We start from the raw sequence: 20,176 nt of genomic DNA on the forward strand, positions 1-20,176 counted from the left end.
ACTCGCGGCCGTCGTAGCTCACACTTCGCTCACACTGGTTCCCCTCGCAGCGTGCTCGTCCTTTGATCACCGCATCCAAATCTCCTTCTGTTCTGCGGCGTCCCGCCGCGCGCACGGCGATCGTCGCATCCATCATCTTCATCGTCGCCCATGTCGTGCTGCTGCTCGGGATCACCACACCGGACAAGCTCTATTTCGATGAAGTGCATTATGTGCCGGCGGCGCGCCAGATGCTGTTGCCGGTGGTCGAGGGCCCGATCCTCAACCCGATGCATCCGCCGCTCGCCAAGGAGATCATCGCGCTGTCGATCAAGGCGTTCGGCGACGTGCCGCTCGGGTGGCGCTATCCCGCGGCGCTGTTCGGTGCGCTCGCGCTGGTCGCCGTCTATCTTGGCGGGCTCGCGCTGTTCGCGTCGCAGGAGCGCGCCATCGCGGCCGTGCTGCTCGCCTTCTTCAACCAGATGCTGTTCGTGCAGGCGCGGATCGCAATGCTGGATATTTTTGCGCTCGCCTTCTGTCTGTTCGCGATCGCAGCCTTCATCCAAGGCTTCAGGCAGAAGCGGCCGCAGTCTGCCTTCGTGCTGACGGGCGTATTCGCAGGGCTTGCCTGTGCCTGCAAGTGGAGCGGGTTGTTCATGCTCGCAACCTGCATCGCGATCGTCGCGGTGATCCGCCTGATGCAGGGCTGGCGCACGCGCTTCGCCGACGCCGATGCGGAGGACTGGTACCGGCCGGACCTGTGGCCGGACTTCCGTCTCTTTCACTTCATCGGCTGTTTCGTGCTGATCCCGGCGGCCGTCTATCTCGCGAGCTTCGTGCCGCTGTACGGGTTCTCGCTCACCGACCTCGTCGAGGCACAGCGCCGCATCTTTGCCGACAACACCACGACCGCGATCGCGGGCCACACCTACATGAGCTCGTGGCCGTCCTGGCCGTTCCTGGTGCGTCCGGTCTGGTATCTGTTCGAGAAGGTCGGCGACGACAGCTTCGCCGCGATCGTGTTTCTCGGTAATCCGCTGGTGCTATGGCCGGCGTTGATCGCGCTGATCGTCGCGCTGCGCGACTGGATCGTGACCCGCAGCCGCGATGCGTTTCTGGTGCTGGCGTTCTATCTCGGCCCGTATCTCGCCTGGGCGCTGCTGCCGCGCACGCTCGGCTTCAACTACTACTACCTGCCGGCCGCGACCACTGCGAGCTTCGTGCTGGTCTATGCCTTGACGCGGACGGGCGTGCCGCGCTGGCTGTTGTGGGCCTTCGTGGCGGTCGGATGCGCGGGCTTCATCGCGATGCTGCCGATCACGGTTGCCGCCATCGGGACGTCGATGGCGACCTTCAATCGGCTGATGCTGTTCCAGAGCTGGATTTGAATCTCTCTGAAAACAAGCGATCCGCCTGCCGGGCGTGGCAAGCGGATCGGAAGTTGGGGAGATTACTGCGACGCCGTCTTGGTATCCATGTTGACGACCTGCACGCGACGGTTGGTCGGGTCCATCGGCGCGCTCGGATCCTTCGGCCGGGTCTTGCCGTAGCCGACGGTCACGAGATCAGAGCCGTTCAGGCCGTAATGCTCGACCAGATAGTTCTTGATGGTGTCGGCGCGGCGCTCCGAGAGATCCTGGTTGTAGGCCTCGCTGCCGATCGCATCGGTGTGGCCGGCGACGACGAAGGTCGAGCCCTTCATGCTGGCATCCGCCAGCGCCTTGCCGAGCTCGTGTACCGCCTGGGTCGAGCCCTTGGCGATCTCAGCCGAGTTGTAGTCGAAGTGAATCTCCAGATCGATCTTCGGCTTGTGGGCGGCGATGTCGGCGATCTCCTGGCGTTCGCCCAATGACAGCGAGCGGGTCTGCCGGTTGCGAACGGTGTTGAGGAAGCTCGTCTCCTTGGCGGAGGCGGCCGGGTCGACCTGCGTGCCGGCGGAGAGGCCGCGGGTGGCCGACTTCGGCTTCAGCGCATTGAGGATCTGGGCGGCCGGAACGGTGTCGCTGCCGGCCAGTGCGACGCCCGCCGTCATCGACAGCGCAGCGCCGATCGTCAAAAGAGACAGGGAAAAGGAGCGGGTCATGGTTTTCGTCCTTAAATGTCAAGCCAGCCAATCGGGCTGCTATCGTTTTGATGCTGGGAACCTAGGACCGGTTCAAAGCCGGGAATGTGATCCAGATCACGGAAGAGTGTCCGAGGCCCGTGCCGCGCCAGGCAGGGGCCGGCGACGGAGAGGAGAGCATCTTGGCCCACGTCAATCGCGTCCTCCGCTCCATCAACGACGAAGGCGCCTCGCGCTGTGTCGATATCTTCGTTCGCCCGGAAGGGACCATCGGCTTCGAGGAATATCGGCGGGACGTGGAAGACGGCCGCGGCTGGTTTCCTGTTGGCGGTCATTCGTCCCGGGTCTTTCATGAGGAAACCGCCGCGCTGGATGCAGCGATGGTGGACGTTCCCTGGTTGCGGCGCGCCGTTGGATCGCAGTAGCCGGTCCGAAGCGCCCTCAATGTCGAGAGGCGATGATCATGCAGAGCTGATTTCCCTCGCGCGGCTCTCCACAGCAGCGCGAATCTCACTACATTGCTCGGGCAATGCCCCGCGCCGCCGAACCCTTATCCCTGAACAATGCCGCCGCCCGCCATATCTGGCTGCGCGCGCAACGGCTCGATACAACGGCACCGTTCGGGGAGGGGGCGTCGGCCGTGGCGGCGGCCGTCGACCATCTCGGCTATGTGCAGATCGACACCATCAACGTGATCGAGCGCTGCCATCACCACATCCTGTTCACCCGGATTCCGGACTATCGCCGCGCCGACCTCAAGCAGGCGCAGAGCCAGGACAAGAGCGTGTTCGAGTACTGGACGCACGCGCTGTCCTACGTGCCGTCCAAGGACATCAACATCTTCTTGCCGGCGATGAAGGCGCACAAGCGCGAGGGCCATAAATGGTTCTCGTCGGTGACGCCGTCGGATACCCGCAAGGTGCTGCGGCTGCTGCGGGCCGGTCCGCTGACGATCCGCGACATCGAAGACGACGTGCTGACCGAGAAGGAGCATCTCTGGCAGAGCCGCAAACCCTCCAAGCGCGCGCTGCAACTCGCCTTCTATGGCGGCGTGGTCACGATCAGCGAGCGCGCCGGCATGCTGAAGACCTACGAGCTGACGGCCCGGCATTTCGGCTGGGACAAGCCGCCGAAGCCTGCACCGGCCTCGGTGCGGATCGCCTATCTGCTCGACCGCGCGCTGCGCTCGCAGGGCATCGTCAGCCTGGATTCGATCTGCCATCTGGACGCGCCGAGCAAGAAGGCGGTGCGCAGCCTGATCGAGGCGAGGGTGCGCCGCAAGGAGCTGGTTCGGATCGCGCTCGATGGAGCCGGCAAGCAGGAGCATTGGGCGCGGCCCGAGGTGCTGGAAGCGACCGGCGAGGGTGATCCCGCTCTGGTTCACATCCTCTCGCCGTTCGATCCGCTGATCATCCAGCGCAAGCGCACCGAGCTGTTCTTCGGCTACGGCCACCGCTTCGAGGCTTATGTGCCGAAGGAGAAGCGCCTGTTCGGCTATTTCGCGCTGCCGGTCTTGGTCGGCGACGACATCGTTGCCGCCCTCGACCTGAAGACCGACCGGCAGAACCGGAAGCTGCTGATGCAGAAATGGAGCTGGGTCGGCAACGGCAAGAAGCAGGCGGCGCGCAAGGAGCTGAAGCGCCGCATCGAGGAGGAGCTCGACCGCTTCGAGCGCTTCCAACTCGCCGAGTAAGGTTGGCTTTCTCCATTCGTCATTGCGAGCGGAGCGAAGCAATCCATCTCACCATTTGCGGCGCTATGGATAGCTTCGCGGAGCCTGTCATCGAGCGCGCGTTCGCGCGACCCGTTGGCTCGCAATGACGCCGTGGAAAACGCCCGGGTTCCCATCTGGCCTGTGTGCTATGAGTTTTTGCCATTGCTCAAGGCCGGGCCACCCAATAATCGTCAAGGCAAGCAATAGCTTTGGGGGAAACAGATGAGCCAGGCCGCAACCGCTGCTGATCGCGGCGCCCGCAGCGAGATCGAGACGTCGACGATCCGCGCGATCTCCTGGCGGCTGATCCCGTTCCTGATCCTGGCCTACTTCTTCTCCTATCTCGACCGCGTCAATCTCTCATTCGCCGCGCTGCAAATGAATGCGGAGCTGAAGTTCTCGCCGGTGGTGTTCTCGTTCGGCGCCGGCATCTTCTTCATCGGCTATTTCATCTTCGAGGTGCCGAGCAATCTGGCGCTGGAGCGGTTCGGCGCCAGCAAGTGGATCGCCCGCATCATGGTGAGCTGGGGCATCCTCTCGGCCTTGATGGCGGCGGTGTATGACGAGCACAGCTTCTATGCGTTGCGCTTCTTCCTCGGTGTCGCCGAGGCCGGCTTCTTCCCCGGCATCATCCTCTATCTCACTTACTGGTACCCGGCCGAGTATCGCGCACGCTTCCTCGCCGCTTTCGCGCTCGCGGTGCCGATTTCGACCGTGATCGGCGCCCCGATCTCCGGCCTGTTGCTCGGGCTCGACGGCGTGATGGGGCTGAAGGGCTGGCAGTGGCTGTTCGTCATCGAGGGCATCCCCTCGGTGCTGCTCGGCATCGTCACCTGGTTCTATCTCACCGACCGGCCGGAGAAGGCCGATTGGCTCTCGGCCGAGCAGAGGGCCTGGCTGAAGGCGAAGCTCGATGCCGAGGTCGCGGCCAAGCAGGCGGCGCAGCACTTCACGCTCGGCCAGGCGCTGTCCTCGCCGAAGGTGCTGGCGCTCAGCGCGATCTATTTCGGCTTCGTCGCCTCGCTCTACGGCATGCAGTTCTGGCTGCCGCAGATCGTCAAGGCCTTCGGTCTCACCAACGCGCAGACCGGCTTCGTCACCGCGATCCCCTATGCGTTCGGCACCGTCGCGATGATCCTGTGGGCACGCCGTTCCGACGCCACCCGGGAGCGCGTGTTTCATGTCGGCGCGCCGCTGTTGCTCACGGCGCTGGCGCTCGCCGTCTCCAGCTACATCACCGATCCTACCATGACCATGGTGGTGCTGACGGTGGCCGCGATCGGCGTGTTCTGCACCTTCGCGGTGTTCTGGACGCTGCCGACCGCCTGGCTGTCAGGCACTGCCGCCGCCGGCGCGATCGCGCTGATCAACTCGATCGGCAACCTCGCCGGCTTCGGCGGGCCCTATCTGATCGGCTGGGTGAAGGAGACAACCGGCAGCACGTCGACCGGCCTCCTGGTGCTGTCGCTGCTGCCGCTCGCGGCCGGCCTTCTGGTCTTCCTCGGCAGCCACGAAACCAAGACCGAGTTTGCGAGCGCGAAGTAGGGTAACGCGAGCGCCGAGACGGCTGCGTAGGATGGGTAGAGCGCAGCGAAACCCATCATCTTGCAGCGCGGATCGAAGTCGATGGGTTTCGCTGCGCTCTACCCATCCTACATTTCTTGGCTGCTGCTTAGACCGGGTATCGCCACTTCAGCGCACGGCGCACGAAGAAGATCGCAATCAGCGTGACGCCGAGCGCGGCAAGCCATGCCCACATCAGGATGCCGCCCTGCGCCAGGGCGTAGCGCTCCGAGCATGTCAGTGCCACCAGAAGGCCGATGAGCCCCGCGCCGGACCAATAGAGCGGCGAACGCAGCATCCCAGTCGCGGCGCGCTCGGCCGCACGTTCGCGCGCTCTGCCGGTGAACCAGATCCAGACGCCGATGAAGGCAAGGGCCAAAATCCATGACATGGCGGCAACCTCGCATGCCGCAGCTTCCGTGACCGTAAAAGGCAGGAGTCAAAGTCGAGGTGTCGGGGCGAAGGAGACCGATTTCTGCCTATCCTCACGAATTGGTTATCACTGACGAATATTGACATTTATCAGTGATAAATCGATACTCTTCATCAGTCGTCAGCCTGATGGAGATTTCAGATGTTCGTTCGTTCCGTTTTGTCGAGCTATTACAGGCTCTTGACCGGAGCAACGCTGGCTTTCGCGGTGTTCGCGCTGACCGGCTGCAATGAAAAGGCAGCCGAAAACGCCGATCCGGGACGCCCCGTTCTGGTGGCGACCGTGCATTACGAGGCTGAAACCCCTGAGCGCAGCTTTGTCGGCACCATCAAGCCCCGTATCGAAGCCGATATGGGCTTTCGGGTTGCCGGCAAGGTGGCCAAGCGGCTGGTCGAGGTCGGACAGACAGTCGACGTCGACCAGCCCTTGGCCACCCTCGACGAGGTCGACCTGAAGCTGCAGGCCGAGCAGGCGGAGGCGGAGTTCCGCGCCGCCACCGGCGTGTTGGCGCAGGCCGCGGCCGCCGAGCAGCGCGCCAAGGACCTGAAGGCCAAGGGCTGGGCCACCGATGCGGCGCTCGATTCCGCCAAGGCCGCCGGCGACGAGGCGCGGGCGCGGCTGAACCGCGCCGAGCGCTCGGTCGAGCTGACTAGGAATTCCCTCTCTTATGCAACGCTGGTGGCCGACACGAGGGGTGTCGTCACAGCGACCATGATCGAGCCCGGCCAGGTGGTTGCCGCGGGCCAGGCCTCGATCCGTGTCGCCCGACTTGGCGAGAAGGAAGCTGTCGTCGCGATCCCCGAGACGCTTCTTGCTCGTGCCAGGTCGGGCGTTGCCACGGTGACGCTGTGGTCGGATGCCAAGAAGACCTATGCCGCGAAGCTGCGCGAGGTCGCGCCGCAGGCCGATCCCGCCACCCGCACCTATCTCGCAAAATTCTCGCTGCCGGATGCCGACGAGACCGTCTCGCTCGGCATGACCGCAACGCTGACCCTGGCCGACAAGGCGACCGAGCGGGTCGCCAAGCTGCCGCTGTCGGCGCTGTACAGCCAGGGCGGCGATCCCTCGCTCTACATCGTCGACGACAAGGGCGAGGTCGCGCTCAAGCCGGTCAAGGTGAAGGCCTATGAGAGCAACAACGTCGTCATCTCCGGCGGCGTCGACGATGGCGCCAAGGTGGTCGCCCTCGGCGTGCAGAAACTGGATCCGAGCCAGAAGGTTCGGGTCGTCTCGTCGCTGTCGTTCTAATCAATCGTCCGTCATTGCGAGCGAAGCGAAGCAATCCATCTCGCCGCAAAACAAGTGTGGATTGCTTCGTCGCTGACGCTCCTCGCAATGACGGGTGCAGCGAAATCGGTTCAGGGACCTGGAGAGTTCGATGAAGCGCTTCAACCTTTCGGCCTGGGCGGTCAGCCATCCGACGCTGGTGCTGTTCCTGATGATCATCCTCGGCGCCGCCGGCTACTTCTCCTATCAGAAGCTCGGTCGCGCCGAGGATCCGTTCTTCACCGTCAAGGTGGTGAATGTCTCGGTGATGTGGCCGGGCGCGACCTCGCAGGAAATGCAGATGCAGGTCGCCGATCCGATCGAGAAGAAGCTGCAGGAGCTGCCGTTCTTCGACAAGGTGCAGACCTATTCCAAGCCGGGCTTCACCGCGATGCAGGTCTCCTTCAAGGATTCGACCTCGCCGAAGGACGTGCCCTATCTCTTCTATCTCATCCGCAAGAAGCTGGTCGACGTGCAGGGCGAGCTGCCCTCCGGCATTCTCGGGCCCGTGGTCAACGACGAGTTCTCCGACGTCGATTCGATCCTCTATATGATGACCGGCGACGGTGCCGATTACGCGCAGCTCAAGAAGGTCGCGGAAGGCTTCCGCCAGCGTCTGCTGAAAGTGCCTGGCGTCACCAAGATCGACCTTTACGGCACCCAGGACGAGCGCATCTTCGTCGAGTTCTCGCATGCCAAGCTTGCGACCCTCGGCATCACGCCGCAGGCGCTGTTCGATTCGCTCGCCAAGCAGAACAACGTCACCCCGGCCGGCACGGTCGAGACCTCGTCGCAGCGCGTGCCGCTGCGCGTCACCGGCGCGCTTGACGGCGTCAAGGCGGTTGCCGAGACGCCGGTCGAGAGCAACGGCCGCGTGTTCCGGCTCGGCGATATCGCCACCGTCAGCCACGGCTATGTCGATCCGCCGAGCTTCAGGGTGCGTCAGGAAGGCAAGCCCGCGCTCGGGATCGGCGTCGTCACCGCCAAGGGCGCCAACATCCTCGAGCTCGGCAAGGAGGTCCAGCAGGCGACCGCCGAGTTCCTGAAGGCGGTGCCGCAGGGCATTGACGTCCAGCAGATCGCCGATCAGCCCAAGGTGGTCGAGCACGCCGTCGGCGAGTTCGTGCACTCCTTCGTCGAGGCGCTCGCGATCGTGCTGTTCGTCTCCTTTGTCGCGCTCGGCTGGCGTACCGGCATCGTGGTGGCGCTCTCGGTGCCGCTGGTGCTCGGCATCGTCTTCATCGTGATGAATGCGATGTCGCTCGATCTGCACCGCATCACGCTCGGTGCGCTGATCATTGCGCTCGGCCTCCTAGTCGACGACGCCATCATCGCGGTCGAGATGATGGTGGTGAAAATGGAACAGGGCTGGGATCGCATGAAGGCGGCGTCCTTTGCCTGGGAATCTACCGCGTTTCCGATGCTCACGGGGACGCTGGTCACAGCCGCTGGCTTCCTCCCCATCGGCTTTGCCAATTCGGCGGTCGGCGAATATGCCGGCGGCATCTTCTGGATCGTGGCGATCGCGCTGGTCGCTTCCTGGTTCGTCGCGGTGATCTTCACGCCCTATATCGGCGTCAAGCTGCTGCCGAACATCAAGGTGCACCAGAACCACGATCCACACGCGATCTACGAGACGCGGATGTATCGCGGCCTGCGCCGCGTGGTGCAGTGGTGCGTCGATCACCGCATCAAGGTGGTGGTGGCGACCGTCGGCGTGTTCATTGCCGCGATCGTAGGCTTCGGCCACGTCCAGCAGCAGTTCTTCCCGCTGTCGGAGCGGCCCGAGCTGTTCCTGCAGCTCCGTCTGCCGGAAGGTACCGCCTTCAATGTCACCGAGAAGGCGGTGAAGCAGGCCGAAGGGCTGTTGAAGGATGACCAGGACATCCAGACCTACACGGCCTATGTCGGCCAGGGCTCGCCGCGCTTCTGGCTCGGCCTCAACCCGCAGCTGCCGAACGAGGCCTTTGCCGAGATCGTCATCCTTGCCAAGAACGTCGAGGCGCGCGAGCGCGTCAAGGCGAAGATCGAGCAGGCCGCCGCCGATGGCGCGCTGAACGAGGCGCGGGTCCGGGTCGACCGCTTCAATTTCGGTCCGCCGGTCGGCTTCCCGGTCCAGTTCCGCGTGATCGGGCCCGACGCCAACAAGGTGCGCGACATCGCCTACCAGGTGCGCGAGGTGATGCGCCAGAACAAGAACGTCAAGGACGTCCAGCTCGACTGGAACGAGCAGTCGCCTTACCTGAAGCTCGTCGTCGACCAGGATCGGGCGCGCGCGCTCGGCCTGACCCCGCAGGATGTCTCGCAGGCGCTGGCGATGCTGATCTCGGGCGCGCCGGTCACCACGATCCGCGACGGCATCGAGAAGGTCGGCGTGGTGGCCCGTGCGGTGCCGTCCGAGCGGTTCGATCTCGGCCGCGTCGGCGATCTCACCATCACCACGCGCAACGGCGTGGCGGTGCCGCTGCAACAGATCGCCAAGATCGAGTATGCACATGAGGAGCCGATCCTGTGGCGGCGCAACCGCGACATGGCGATTACGGTGCGCTCCGACGTGGTCGACGGCGTGCAGGCGCCCGATGTCACCAACCAGATCGCGCCGAAGCTGAAGGACATCCAGGCCCATCTCGAGCCGGCCTACCGGATCGAGCCGGGCGGGGCGTTCGAGGAATCCGCCAAGGGCAATGCGTCGATCTTCATCCTCTTCCCGGTGATGGTGATGGTGATGCTGACGCTCTTGATGATCCAGCTGCAGAGCTTCTCGCGCCTGACCCTGGTGTTCCTGACCGCGCCGCTCGGCATCGTCGGCGCCTCGCTCGGGTTGAACGTTGCCAACCAGCCGTTCGGCTTCGTGGCGCTGCTCGGCCTGATCGCACTCGCCGGCATGATCATGCGCAACGCGGTGATCCTGGTCGACCAGATCGAGAGCGACGTGGCGTCCGGCCTGACCCGGCGCGAGGCGATCGTCGAGGCCACCGTCCGGCGCGCCCGGCCGGTGGTGCTGACCGCGCTCGCGGCGATCCTCGCCATGATCCCGCTGTCGCGCTCGGCGTTCTGGGGCCCGATGGCGATCACCATCATGGGCGGTTTGTTTGTTGCGACTTTCCTGACCTTGCTGTATCTGCCGGGCCTTTACGCCCTCTGGTTCCGCAAGACCCTCGAGGAGAGCGGCCCCGAGCAGACCGATACTGCGCCGCAGCATGCGGGAAAAGGACAACTCGCATTTCCACTTGCTGAAGCGGCCGAATAATTGAAGATTGAGCAGGCCAACATGACGCTGATCTCGGAACATAGCGAAACCGACACCCGCGAGCGGATTCTCGTGGTGGCGGAGCGCTTGTTCCGGCAGATCGGCTACCAGAAGACCACGGTCGCCGACATCGCCAAAGAGCTGCGGATGAGCCCCGCCAACGTGTATCGCTTCTTCGATTCGAAGAAGTCGATCCACGAGGGCGTGGCGCGCGGCCTGATGGGCGAGGTCGAGATCGAGGCGCAGCGGATCGCGCGATCCGAGGGGCCGGCCGCGACGCGCTTGCGCGAGATGATGACGACCATCAACCGCATGAACACGGAGCGCTATGTCGGCGATTCCAAGCTGCACGAGATGGTCGAGATCGCGATGCAGGAGGACTGGGAGGTCTGCACTGCTCATATGGAGTTGATCGCCATGACCATCGGCGAGGTGATCGCGCAAGGCGCCGCCTCGGGCGAATTCGAGGTCAAGGACCTGGAGCTTGCCGCGCTGTGCGCCTGCACGGCGATGATGCGGTTCTTCCACCCGCAGATGATCGCCCAATGCGCAGCCAAGCCGGGCCCGACCATCGACCAGATGATCGATTTCGTGATCGCCGGCCTGTCGCCGCGCGCCCGCGCCAATTGAGCGCCGGCACTGACGTTTTCGTCAGTTGACTCTTCCGTCATTTATCTCATTCGTCATTCCGGGGCGCGCGTAGCGCGAGCCCGGAATCCATAATCACCATCGTGAGTATGGATTCAGGGCCTGCGCCTAACAGCGCATCCCGGACTGACGAGCGTTGAAAACGAGAGAGAAGCCAGCGTGACCGCCAAAGATCTGCATTTCTACGAGCCGAAGAACGGCCACGGCCTGAAGCACGACCCGTTCAACGCCATCGTGGCGCCGCGGCCGATCGGCTGGATCTCGTCGCGCGACAAGGGCGGCAACGTCAACCTCGCGCCCTACAGCTTCTTCAACGCCTTCTGCTACACCCCGCCGATCATCGGCTTCTCCTCCACCAACTGGAAGGACAGTGTCGCCAACATCGAGGACACCGGCGAGTTCGTCTGGAACCTGGCCACGATGGATCTCGCCAAGCACATGAACGCGACCGCTGCGCATGTCGCGCGCGATGTCGACGAGTTCAAGCTTGCAGGGCTGACGCAGGTCGCCGGCAAGCTCGTCAACGTGCCGCGCGTTGCCGAGAGCCCGGTGTCGTTCGAATGCAAGGTGAGCCAGATCATCCAGCTGCAGGGCGCCGACGGCAAGAAGGCCGAGGCCTGGCTGACGCTCGGCGAGGTCGTTGCCGTCCACATCGACAAGGCCTTCATCAAGGACGGCGTCTATCAGACCGGTCTCGCCCACCCGATCGTCCGCGCCGGCCGCCGCGGCGACTACTTTGAGATCAAGCCGGAAAACATGTTCGAGATGATCCGGCCGGATTAGCACTTCTTCTCCCTCGCCCCGCTCTGGCGGGGAGGGGGCGGGGTGAGGGGCTGCTTCCACGAATTGTGATCGTCGTGAGACCTGTACCCCCTCACCCGGAACGCATCTGTCGATGCGTCATAGCCGAAGCTCAGCTTCGGCGTTCTTTGGGACGGCCGCCGAAGGCGGCCTATGCCTCTCCCCGCAGGCGGGGCGAGGTAAGGGGTGCCACACGCCGCGACGCCTGCCCACACCACAACAATGTGAAATTTCCGCCGGCAGTGATGAAAAACCGTCACTCGCAACCTCCGAGCGAGCAGTCTAACCTCCCGCGCGCCAGGCCGGATCAACGGCCGGCCAACAGAGTGGGAGGATGCGATGACACGCCAACCGCGGAGCAATCCAACAGAAGAGCGGCGCGATCCGAACGTTTCACGACGAACGCTGGTCCAGGGATTGGCGGTGGGGGCGGCCGCTGCCGCAGCCGGCGTCGGCAGCGCGCTGGCCCAGAACGCGCCCGCGCCGGTCGGACCGCCGACAACCATCACCAGCCCGCCGCGCGATTTCAGTCCGCGCGGTGCGCCGACCACCTATTTCTGGGACCCCGACATCATCGCGGTCGATCCGTCCTTCGACGACCTTGCCCAGCCCAACACCTCGATCAAGCGCCTCCATACCGGGCTGTTGTGGGCTGAGGGCCCGGCCTGGAGCTCGCAGGGCCGCTATCTGCTGTGGAGCGACATCCCCAACAACCGGCAGATGCGCTGGTCGGAGGATGACGGCCATGTCAGCGTCTTCCGCACGCCGTCGAACTACTCGAACGGCAATTCGTTCGACTTCCAGGGCCGCCAGCTCTCCTGCGAACATCTCACCCGCCGGGTGACGCGCTACGAGAATGACGGCACTGCGACCGTGCTCGCCGATAACTATCAGGGCAAGCGGCTGAACTCGCCGAACGACATCGCCGCGCATCCCGACGGCAGCTACTGGTTCACCGATCCGCCCTATGGCGGCCAGCTCTACGAGGGTGAGCCTGACGCGGCCGGTGGCCCGAGCAACGCGGCCGGCAAGCTCAACCCGCGGATCGGGCAGCCCGCGGGCTTCGCGCCGGCCAAGCGCGAACTGCCGACCAATTGCTATCGCATCGATCCCTCGGGACGGATCGATGTCGTGGTGACCGAGGACCAGGTGCCGGATCCGAACGGCATCTGCTTCTCGCCGGACTACAAGAGGCTCTACGTCGTCTCGACCGGCAAGGGACCGGGCGACACCGGCCCGGGCGGCAAGGGTGACGTCTTCGTGTTCGATGTCGGCGCCGACAACAAGCTCTCTAACGGCAAGCGGTTCAGCGATTTCACGATCGACGGCGTGAAATGCGGGCCGGACGGCATCCGCTGCGACGTCAACGGTAATGTCTGGTGCTCGAGCAATGCCGGCCGCGCGGTCGGTTACAACGGCGTGACGGTGTGGTCGCAGGAAGGCAAGCTGCTCGGCCGCATCCGACTGCCCGAGGTCTGCGGCAACATCACCTTCGGCGGCCCCAAGCGCAACCGCCTGTTCATGGCCGCAAGCCAGTCGCTCTACGCGGTCTATACCGCGACCCAGGGTGCCGGGCCGGCGTAAAGTATCCGCGCAGGACACTGCGCTCCCTCTCCCGCTTGCGGGGGAGGGTTGGGGTGGGGGCTCTCTCCGCGAGTCGCAACGTGGAGAGAGCCCCACCCGCATCGCATCTTCGATGCGATGCGACCTCCCCCGCAAGCGGGAGAGGTGTAGGCAGAAACCGCCGCCACCCCCGGCTACCTGATTGTCGCAGCTCAGCTTTCGGAACTGAACGCGTGGCCTGCCGTTAACAAACGGCGGCTCGGCCGCGTCAATTTCGCTTTATTTGCAGGGCGAAGTGTTCACCCGTGACGGCACTTTCCGCTAGGATCATGCCACCGCTGCGCCGATCCATGAGGGCCCCACCATGAGCTTCCGCCGCGATTACCTTTCCAAGCCGATCTTCTCCTGGGCGCGTGGCGTGCTTCCGACCATGTCGGACACCGAGCGCGAGGCGCTGGAAGCCGGCGACGTCTGGTGGGACGCCGATCTCTTCACCGGCAATCCCGACTGGTCGAAATTGCTGGCATTCGCGCCGGCCAAACTGACCGACGAGGAAAACGCCTTCCTGCATGGCCCGGTCGACGAGCTCTGCGCGATGCTCGACGAGTGGAAGATCAATTGGGAATGGCGCGACCTGCCGCCTGAGGTGTGGAGCTTCATCAAGGCCAAGAAATTCTTCGGCATGATCATCCCGAAGGAATTTGGCGGCCTCGGCTTCTCGCCCTATGCGCATTCCGAAGTGGTGCGCAAGATTTCCTCGCGCTCGCTGACCGCTGCCGTCACCGTGATGGTGCCGAACTCGCTCGGGCCGGGCGAACTCCTGATGCGCTTCGGCACCAAGGAGCAGCAGGACAGATGGCTGCCGCGCCTCGCAGCGGGCCAGGACATTCCCTGCTTCGGGCTGACCAGCCCGGAGGCCGGCTCGGACGCCGCCTCGATGATCGACAGCGGCATCATCTGCAAGGGCAATTTCGAAGGCCGCGAGGTGATCGGGCTCAAGCTCAATTGGCACAAGCGCTACATCACGCTAGGTCCGGTCGCGACGCTGCTCGGCCTCGCCTTCAAGGCCTATGATCCGGATCACCTGGTCGGCAGCGAGGAAGAGCTCGGCATCACGGTCGCGCTGATCCCGACCCATCTGCCCGGCGTCTCGATCGGCCATCGCCATCTGCCTGCGATGCAGGTGTTCCAGAACGGCCCGAACTGGGGCAAGGACGTCTTCATCCCGCTCGACTACATCATCGGCGGCCAGGAGCGCCTGGGGCAAGGCTGGAAGATGCTGATGACGGCGCTCGCTGCCGGCCGCGGCATCTCGCTGCCGTCGCTGTCGGCCGCCGGCGCCGCCTATGCCGCGCGCACCACCGGCGCCTATGCCCGTATCCGCGAACAGTTCGGCATTTCTATTTCCAAGTTCGAAGGCATCGAGGAGCCGCTGGCGCGCATCGCTGGCACCGCCTACCTGCTCGACGCCGCGCGGCGGCTGACCTGCGCCGCGCTGAACGAGGGGCATCACCCCGCCGTCATCTCCGGGATCATGAAGCTGCACGCCACCGAGCGGATGCGGATTGCGATCGACGACGCCATGGACATCCATGGCGGCAAGGCCGTGATCGACGGGCCGCAGAACTATCTCGGCGGGCTCTACCGTTCGGTGCCGGTCGGCATCACGGTCGAGGGCGCCAATATCCTGACCCGCAATCTGATCGTGTTCGGGCAGGGCGCGATCCGCGCGCATCCTTATCTGTTGCAGGAGATGAACGCGCTCAGCGAGACCGATCGTGACAAGGGGCTGACTGCGTTCGACACCGCATTCTGGAAGCATGTCGGCCACAGCTTTGCGACCATGTTCCGCGCCTGGGGCCGCAGCTGGACCTTTGGCCTGTTTGCTCCGGCGCCGGATGCCGGTGATGCAACGGAGTTCTATCGCCAGCTCTCGCGCTATTCGTCGGCGTTCGCGCTGTGCGCCGACATGGCGCTACTCACCCTCGGCGGCGCGTTGAAGCGCAAGGAAATGCTCTCGGCGCGCTTCGGGGACATCCTGTCCGAGCTTTACTTGCTGTCTGCCGCGCTGAAACGCTGGCAGGACGAGGGGCGGCAGAAGGAGGATCTTCCCGCGCTCCAATGGTGCATGGCATCAGGCTTCAAGACCATCGAGAACCGCTTTGCGGAAATCCTCGCCAATCTGCCGAACCGCCCGGTGGCATGGATGTTGAAATTCCTGATCCAGCCGTTCGGCGCGCGTGTTACGGGTCCGTCGGATCGCGTCGTGCATCTCTGCGCCCAGCTCGTGCTGTCGCCGTCGGCGGCACGCGATCGCCTGACACCGGACCTCGCCTTTGTCGAGGATGACGGCGGCATTGCCCGGCTGGAAAAGGCCTTCCGGCTCGTCACGGAGGCCGAGGATGCGGCCAAGCAGCTGCGCGCGGCGCGGCTGCATGACTGGAAGGAGGCCGTCAAGAAAGGCGTCATCACCGAGGCCGACGGCGAGAAGCTCGCCGCCGCTCACGAGGCCGTGGCCAAGGTGATCGAGGTCGATGATTTTGCGCCGGAGGCGCTGTCGCCGATTTACAAGAAAACCGCCGACGTGCATCAGTTCTTCCAGGAGCTGGGTGAGCAGAGGGCGGCGAGCTGATGGCGCGACCAGTCTTTATCGTCGACGGCAGCCGGACGCCGTTCCTGAAGGCGCGTTCCGGCCCAGGCCCGTTCACCCCGGTCGATCTCGCCGTGCAATGCGGCCGGCCGCTGCTGGCACGGCAGCCTTTCGCGCCCACAGCCTTCGACCAGGTCATCCTCGGCTGCGTCAACGTGATCGCCGACGAGATGAACCCGGCGCGGGTCGCTGCACTCCGGCTCGGCATGGGCGAGCAGATGGTCGCCTTCACGGTGCAGATCAATTGCGGCTCCGGCATGCAGTCGATCGATACCGGTTATCGCTACATCCGCGAGGGCATCTCCGATCTGATCCTCGCCGGCGGCGCCGAAGCGCTGAGCCACGCGCCGCTGGTCTGGCCCAATTCCGGCGTGCGCTGGTTTGCCGGCTTTGCCGGCGCCAAGGGCTTAGGCGCCAAGATCGCCGCCGCGTTGAAGGTGAAGCCGAGCTACTTCAAGCCGATCATCGGTCTGGAGCGCGGGCTGACCGACCCGATCACCGAGCTCAACATGGGGCAGACCGCCGAGAAGGTCGGTCATCTCTTCGGCATCACCCGTGCGCAATCCGACGCTTACGCCGCCGAGAGCCATCAGCGGCTGGCCAACGCGCAGAAGCAAGGTTTCCTCAAGGGCGAGGTCGAGACCGCATTCTCCCGCGACGGCAAGTTCTACGACCATGACGACGGCGTCCGCCCGGACTCGACAGCCGAAACGCTGGCAAAGCTGAGGCCGGTGTTCGAGCGCCCCTGGGGTCAGGTCACCGCGGGCAATTCCTCGCAGATCACCGATGGCGCGTCCTGGGTGATCCTGGCATCCGAGACTGCGGTCGCAAAGCACGGGCTGACGCCGAAGGCCGTCATTCTCGACAGCCAGTGGTCGGCGCTGGATCCCTCGATCATGGGTCTTGGTCCGGTGCTGTCGGCGAGCGCACTGCTCAAGCGCAACGAAATGACATTGCAGGACGTCGAGACCTGGGAGCTGAACGAGGCCTTTGCGACCCAGGTGCTGGGTTGCCTTGCAGCCTGGAACGACGACAAATTCTGCCGCGAGATTTTGGGGCTTGATGGCGCGGCCGGCGAGATCGACCGCGCAAAACTCAACGTCGACGGCGGCGCGATCAGCCTCGGCCATCCCGTCGGCACTAGCGGCAACCGCATCGTGCTGCACCTGGTCAATGCGATGAAGCGGCTCGGCACCCGGCGCGGCGTCGCCACCGAATGCATCGGTGGCGGGCAGGGCGGCGCGATGTTGATAGAGACGGTGTGATCATGGATTCACGGATCATGGACGTCCTCGCCGACCGCGTGCTCGAGCTCGGGCCGAAGCCGGCCGCCGATAGCCCGTACAGGAATTTCAAGCTGACGCGTGACGAGGACGGCATTGCCTGGCTGCTGTTCGACCGCGCCGGCACCAGCGCCAACACGCTGTCCGCCGATCTGCTGGAGGAGCTCGATACCATCGTCGCGTCGCTGGAGAACCAGCGTCCGGCCGGTCTCGTCGTGCGCTCGGCCAAGACGAGCGGCTTCATCGCCGGTGCCGACGTCAATGAATTCCGGGGCGCCAGCGACCCCCGCGCGGTCGAGACCGAGATCGGCCGCGCCCATGCGGTGATCGACCGGCTCGAGGCGCTGCGCGTGCCCTCGGTCGCCGTGATCCATGGTTTCTGTCTCGGCGGCGGCCTCGAGGTCGCGCTGGCCTGCCAGATGCGGATCGCGATCGACGATGCCAGGTTCGGCTTTCCCGAGGTGATGCTCGGCCTGCATCCCGGCCTCGGCGGCACCGTGCGCTTCACCGAGCTGGTCAACCCGATGCAGGCGATGACCTTGATGTTGACCGGCAAGACGATCGACGCGCGCCGCGCCAAATCGCTCGGCTTGGTCGATGCCGTGACGCAAGAGCGCCACGTCCGCAACGCCGTGAAGGACGCGGTGTTCGGCCGGCTGAAGCGCGCCAAGCCGGGCGTGCTCAACTCGATCCTCAATCTCGCGCCGGCGCGGGGCTTGCTCGCCTCGCGGATGCGCAGCGAGGCCGAGAAGGCCGCGCCGCGCGCGCACTATCCCGCCCCCTACGCGCTGATCGATCTCTGGGAGAAGCATGCCGGCAACCGCTCGGGAATGCTGAACGCCGAGAAGACGTCGTTCGCCAATCTGATGGTGACGCCGACGGCGCAGAATCTGATCCGCGTGTTCTTCCTGCGCGAACAGATGAAGAAGGCGGCAGGCCCCGGCAACAAGGTGCAGCACGTGCATGTCATCGGCGCCGGCGCGATGGGCGGCGACATCGCGGCCTGGTGCGCCAACCAGGACATGCGCGTCACGCTGGCCGACATGAAAGCCGAGCCGATCGCGGGCGCAATGAAGCGCGCTGCGGATCTGTTCGGCAAGATCATGCGCAGGAAGATCGACCAGCGCGATGCGCTCGACCGGCTGATCCCCGACATGGACGGCGAGGGCGTCCGCAACGCCGATCTGATCATCGAGGCGGTGCCGGAAAAGCTCGAGTTGAAGCAGAAGGTCTATGCCGGCCTCGAGCCGAAGCTGAAGCAGGGCGCGATCCTCGCCACCAATACGTCGAGCATCCCGTTGCAGGATCTGCGCACCACGCTGGCACGGCCGGAGCGGCTGCTCGGCCTGCACTTCTTCAATCCGGTGTCGCGGCTGCAACTCGTCGAGGTCGTCAGCCATGACGGCACCGATGCCGCGATGCTCAAGGAAGCGCTCGCCTTTGTCGGCGCCATCGATCGTCTGCCGCTGCCGGTGAAGAGCTCGCCGGGCTTCCTCGTCAACCGCGCGCTGACGCCCTACATGCTGGAAGCGATGATGATGCTGGACGAGAAGACCGATCAGCGCCTGATCGACGCGGCCGCCGTCGAGTTCGGCATGCCGATGGGGCCGATCGAGCTCGCCGACCAGGTCGGCCTTGATATCTGCCTCGATGTCGGCGACATGCTGCGCTCGAAGTTCGGCGACACCCTGCCGCCGACGCCGGCATGGCTGCGCGAGAAGGTCGCCAAGGGTGAACTCGGCCGCAAGACCGGCAAGGGCTTCTACATTTGGAAGGACGGCAAGGCGGAGAAAGCGCCGTTGCCGGAGACCGGACCGAAAGTGAGCGACGAGATGATCGACCGCCTGGTGCTCCCGATCTCCAATGTCTGCGTCGCCGCCCTGCGCGAAGGCATCGTCGACGACCCCGATATGGTCGACGGCGCGATGATCTTCGGCACCGGCTATGCTCCGTTCCGCGGCGGTCCACTCAACTACGCGCGCACGCGCGGCGTCGACAGCGTCGTATCCGCGCTGCGCGCGCTGGCGCAGAAGTTCGGCGATCGTTTCGCACCCGATGCAGGCTGGGAGACCTTCAAGTGACCGACACCCAAGCGCCCGAAACGCACGTTCACGCGCCGCCGATCAGCGGCAACGAGCCACAGGGCGATCTCTGCATCCGCACGCTGGCGATGCCGGCCGACACCAATGCCAATGGCGACATCTTCGGCGGCTGGCTGCTCAGCCAGATGGACGTCGGCGGCGGCGTGTTCGCCTCCAAGCTCGCGAAGTCCCGCACCGTGACGGTCGCGATCGAGGCGATGAATTTCCGCAAGGCAGTCTATGTCGGCGATCTCGTCTCGGTGCACGCCAATCTCGTGCGCGTTGGCCGCACCTCGATCACGGTGCATCTCGAAGCCTGGGTGCTGCGCCGCCGTGAGCAGCAGTCGATCCTCGTCACCGACGGCAATTTCACCTACGTCTCGATCGACGAGCAAGGCCATCCGCAGCCGATCCAGCGCGATGGTGCGACGATCTCGACCTGAGGTTTTCCGCGCGAAGGCGCTGCTGATTCGGCGCGAGGGAGAACACGTCGAAACTGAGACAGGAGCGCGGCTCGATTGCAAAGCCGGCGCTTCGTGTCGCAAACAAATCAAGGAACAAACAGACGGTGATGCCGTTGTCGGCCCGGAATCAACCGAGGCCGACAATGTCTGACTGCTACGTCATCGAAGTGAGTTCACAGACCGCGGGTATTGTGGTGCGCGATAGCGGTGGTTACGCGTTTTTTGCAGCCTCGCACCGCTTCCACGCCCTCGAAGGCCAGATTTTCCGCAATGCACGCGAGGCCGAGCGCGCCGCGCGACGGCTTGTCACTGGGCAAGATCTGCAGCTGGCCTCCTGATATGGAGGCAGGCGGCGCGTCATTTGCGCGCGCCGCGAGAGTCTGTATTGATGCATCCGAACTCACGGAAATGTTTTTCGG

Annotated in this window: 16 protein-coding genes; 14 read left to right on the plus strand and 2 right to left on the minus strand. The window is 64.7% G+C overall.

Annotated elements, in window-relative coordinates:
• The first annotated feature begins 62 nt into the window (after window positions 1–62).
• Window positions 63–1,367, plus strand: a complete 1,305-nt coding sequence (locus tag ACVIGA_RS31120) for a phospholipid carrier-dependent glycosyltransferase (RefSeq protein ID WP_456669009.1) — start codon at window positions 63–65, stop codon at window positions 1,365–1,367.
• 62 nt (window positions 1,368–1,429) lie between these two features.
• On the opposite strand, the gene ACVIGA_RS31125 is transcribed toward ACVIGA_RS31120, so the two are convergent.
• On the minus strand, window positions 1,430–2,062 hold the full coding sequence (locus tag ACVIGA_RS31125) for an OmpA family protein (RefSeq protein WP_456669010.1): 633 nt from the start codon (window positions 2,060–2,062) through the stop codon (window positions 1,430–1,432).
• A gap of 161 nt (window positions 2,063–2,223) precedes the next feature.
• Between ACVIGA_RS31125 and ACVIGA_RS31130 the strand changes: the two genes are divergently transcribed.
• From ACVIGA_RS31130 to ACVIGA_RS31140, 3 genes are all read left to right on the plus strand, one after another.
• Window positions 2,224–2,466 (plus strand): hypothetical protein, encoded by a 243-nt coding sequence (locus ACVIGA_RS31130; RefSeq protein WP_223969481.1) that lies wholly within the window; start codon window positions 2,224–2,226, stop codon window positions 2,464–2,466.
• 104 nt (window positions 2,467–2,570) lie between these two features.
• Window positions 2,571–3,734, plus strand: a complete 1,164-nt coding sequence (locus tag ACVIGA_RS31135; protein WP_456669011.1) for a winged helix-turn-helix domain-containing protein — start codon at window positions 2,571–2,573, stop codon at window positions 3,732–3,734.
• Between the two features lie 243 nt (window positions 3,735–3,977).
• Window positions 3,978–5,300: an MFS transporter gene (locus ACVIGA_RS31140; RefSeq protein ID WP_456669012.1), complete on the plus strand. Its 1,323-nt coding sequence runs from the start codon at window positions 3,978–3,980 to the stop codon at window positions 5,298–5,300.
• A gap of 127 nt (window positions 5,301–5,427) precedes the next feature.
• Here the strand turns inward: ACVIGA_RS31140 and ACVIGA_RS31145 are convergent, their stop codons facing one another.
• On the minus strand, window positions 5,428–5,709 hold the full coding sequence (locus tag ACVIGA_RS31145; protein WP_456669013.1) for a hypothetical protein: 282 nt from the start codon (window positions 5,707–5,709) through the stop codon (window positions 5,428–5,430).
• Between the two features lie 183 nt (window positions 5,710–5,892).
• On the opposite strand from ACVIGA_RS31145, the gene ACVIGA_RS31150 reads away from it, so the two are divergent.
• The 10 genes from ACVIGA_RS31150 to ACVIGA_RS31195 all read left to right on the plus strand — a co-directional run bounded on the left by ACVIGA_RS31150 (window position 5,893) and on the right by ACVIGA_RS31195 (window position 20,095).
• A complete protein-coding gene (locus ACVIGA_RS31150; protein WP_456669014.1) occupies window positions 5,893–6,999 on the plus strand; it encodes an efflux RND transporter periplasmic adaptor subunit in 1,107 nt (368 codons plus the stop codon).
• 130 nt (window positions 7,000–7,129) lie between these two features.
• Window positions 7,130–10,267, plus strand: coding sequence for an efflux RND transporter permease subunit (locus tag ACVIGA_RS31155; RefSeq protein WP_456669015.1), 3,138 nt, complete (start codon window positions 7,130–7,132; stop codon window positions 10,265–10,267).
• A 21-nt stretch (window positions 10,268–10,288) separates the two neighbouring features.
• Entirely contained in the window at window positions 10,289–10,897 is a 609-nt protein-coding gene (locus ACVIGA_RS31160) for a TetR/AcrR family transcriptional regulator (protein ID WP_223969475.1), read from the plus strand.
• 177 nt (window positions 10,898–11,074) lie between these two features.
• Window positions 11,075–11,698 carry a flavin reductase family protein gene (locus tag ACVIGA_RS31165; RefSeq protein ID WP_375776522.1) on the plus strand — a complete coding sequence of 208 codons (624 nt, stop codon included), beginning with the start codon at window positions 11,075–11,077 and terminating at the stop codon, window positions 11,696–11,698.
• A 357-nt stretch (window positions 11,699–12,055) separates the two neighbouring features.
• Complete coding sequence (locus tag ACVIGA_RS31170; protein ID WP_456669016.1) at window positions 12,056–13,300, plus strand: SMP-30/gluconolactonase/LRE family protein; 1,245 nt, start codon at window positions 12,056–12,058, stop codon at window positions 13,298–13,300.
• A gap of 343 nt (window positions 13,301–13,643) precedes the next feature.
• On the plus strand, window positions 13,644–15,911 hold the full coding sequence (locus ACVIGA_RS31175; protein WP_456669017.1) for an acyl-CoA dehydrogenase: 2,268 nt from the start codon (window positions 13,644–13,646) through the stop codon (window positions 15,909–15,911).
• Window positions 15,911–17,194 (plus strand): acetyl-CoA C-acetyltransferase, encoded by a 1,284-nt coding sequence (locus tag ACVIGA_RS31180; RefSeq protein WP_456669018.1) that lies wholly within the window; start codon window positions 15,911–15,913, stop codon window positions 17,192–17,194. Before ACVIGA_RS31175 ends, ACVIGA_RS31180 begins: the two co-directional genes overlap by 1 nt.
• A gap of 2 nt (window positions 17,195–17,196) precedes the next feature.
• Window positions 17,197–19,293, plus strand: coding sequence for a 3-hydroxyacyl-CoA dehydrogenase NAD-binding domain-containing protein (locus ACVIGA_RS31185; RefSeq protein WP_456669019.1), 2,097 nt, complete (start codon window positions 17,197–17,199; stop codon window positions 19,291–19,293).
• An 89-nt stretch (window positions 19,294–19,382) separates the two neighbouring features.
• Entirely contained in the window at window positions 19,383–19,736 is a 354-nt protein-coding gene (locus ACVIGA_RS31190) for an acyl-CoA thioesterase (protein ID WP_097673013.1), read from the plus strand.
• 164 nt (window positions 19,737–19,900) lie between these two features.
• A complete protein-coding gene (locus ACVIGA_RS31195; protein WP_097672944.1) occupies window positions 19,901–20,095 on the plus strand; it encodes a hypothetical protein in 195 nt (64 codons plus the stop codon).
• Window positions 20,096–20,176 lie beyond the last annotated feature (81 nt).

The organism is Bradyrhizobium sp. USDA 3240, from assembly GCF_054063295.1.

What these genes read in the sequence shown, in the direction of transcription:
- ACVIGA_RS31125 (WP_456669010.1), bottom strand. Translation starts at nt 2,062, where the DNA reads ATGACCCGCTCCTTTTCCCTGTCTCTTTTGACGATCGGCGCTGCGCTG.
- ACVIGA_RS31135 (WP_456669011.1), top strand. Translation starts at nt 2,571, where the DNA reads ATGCCCCGCGCCGCCGAACCCTTATCCCTGAACAATGCCGCCGCCCGC.
- ACVIGA_RS31140 (WP_456669012.1), top strand. Translation starts at nt 3,978, where the DNA reads ATGAGCCAGGCCGCAACCGCTGCTGATCGCGGCGCCCGCAGCGAGATC.
- ACVIGA_RS31145 (WP_456669013.1), bottom strand. Translation starts at nt 5,709, where the DNA reads ATGTCATGGATTTTGGCCCTTGCCTTCATCGGCGTCTGGATCTGGTTC.
- ACVIGA_RS31150 (WP_456669014.1), top strand. Translation starts at nt 5,893, where the DNA reads ATGTTCGTTCGTTCCGTTTTGTCGAGCTATTACAGGCTCTTGACCGGA.
- ACVIGA_RS31155 (WP_456669015.1), top strand. Translation starts at nt 7,130, where the DNA reads ATGAAGCGCTTCAACCTTTCGGCCTGGGCGGTCAGCCATCCGACGCTG.
- ACVIGA_RS31160 (WP_223969475.1), top strand. Translation starts at nt 10,289, where the DNA reads ATGACGCTGATCTCGGAACATAGCGAAACCGACACCCGCGAGCGGATT.
- ACVIGA_RS31170 (WP_456669016.1), top strand. Translation starts at nt 12,056, where the DNA reads ATGACACGCCAACCGCGGAGCAATCCAACAGAAGAGCGGCGCGATCCG.
- ACVIGA_RS31175 (WP_456669017.1), top strand. Translation starts at nt 13,644, where the DNA reads ATGAGCTTCCGCCGCGATTACCTTTCCAAGCCGATCTTCTCCTGGGCG.
- ACVIGA_RS31180 (WP_456669018.1), top strand. Translation starts at nt 15,911, where the DNA reads ATGGCGCGACCAGTCTTTATCGTCGACGGCAGCCGGACGCCGTTCCTG.
- ACVIGA_RS31185 (WP_456669019.1), top strand. Translation starts at nt 17,197, where the DNA reads ATGGATTCACGGATCATGGACGTCCTCGCCGACCGCGTGCTCGAGCTC.
- ACVIGA_RS31190 (WP_097673013.1), top strand. Translation starts at nt 19,383, where the DNA reads ATGCCGGCCGACACCAATGCCAATGGCGACATCTTCGGCGGCTGGCTG.
- ACVIGA_RS31195 (WP_097672944.1), top strand. Translation starts at nt 19,901, where the DNA reads ATGTCTGACTGCTACGTCATCGAAGTGAGTTCACAGACCGCGGGTATT.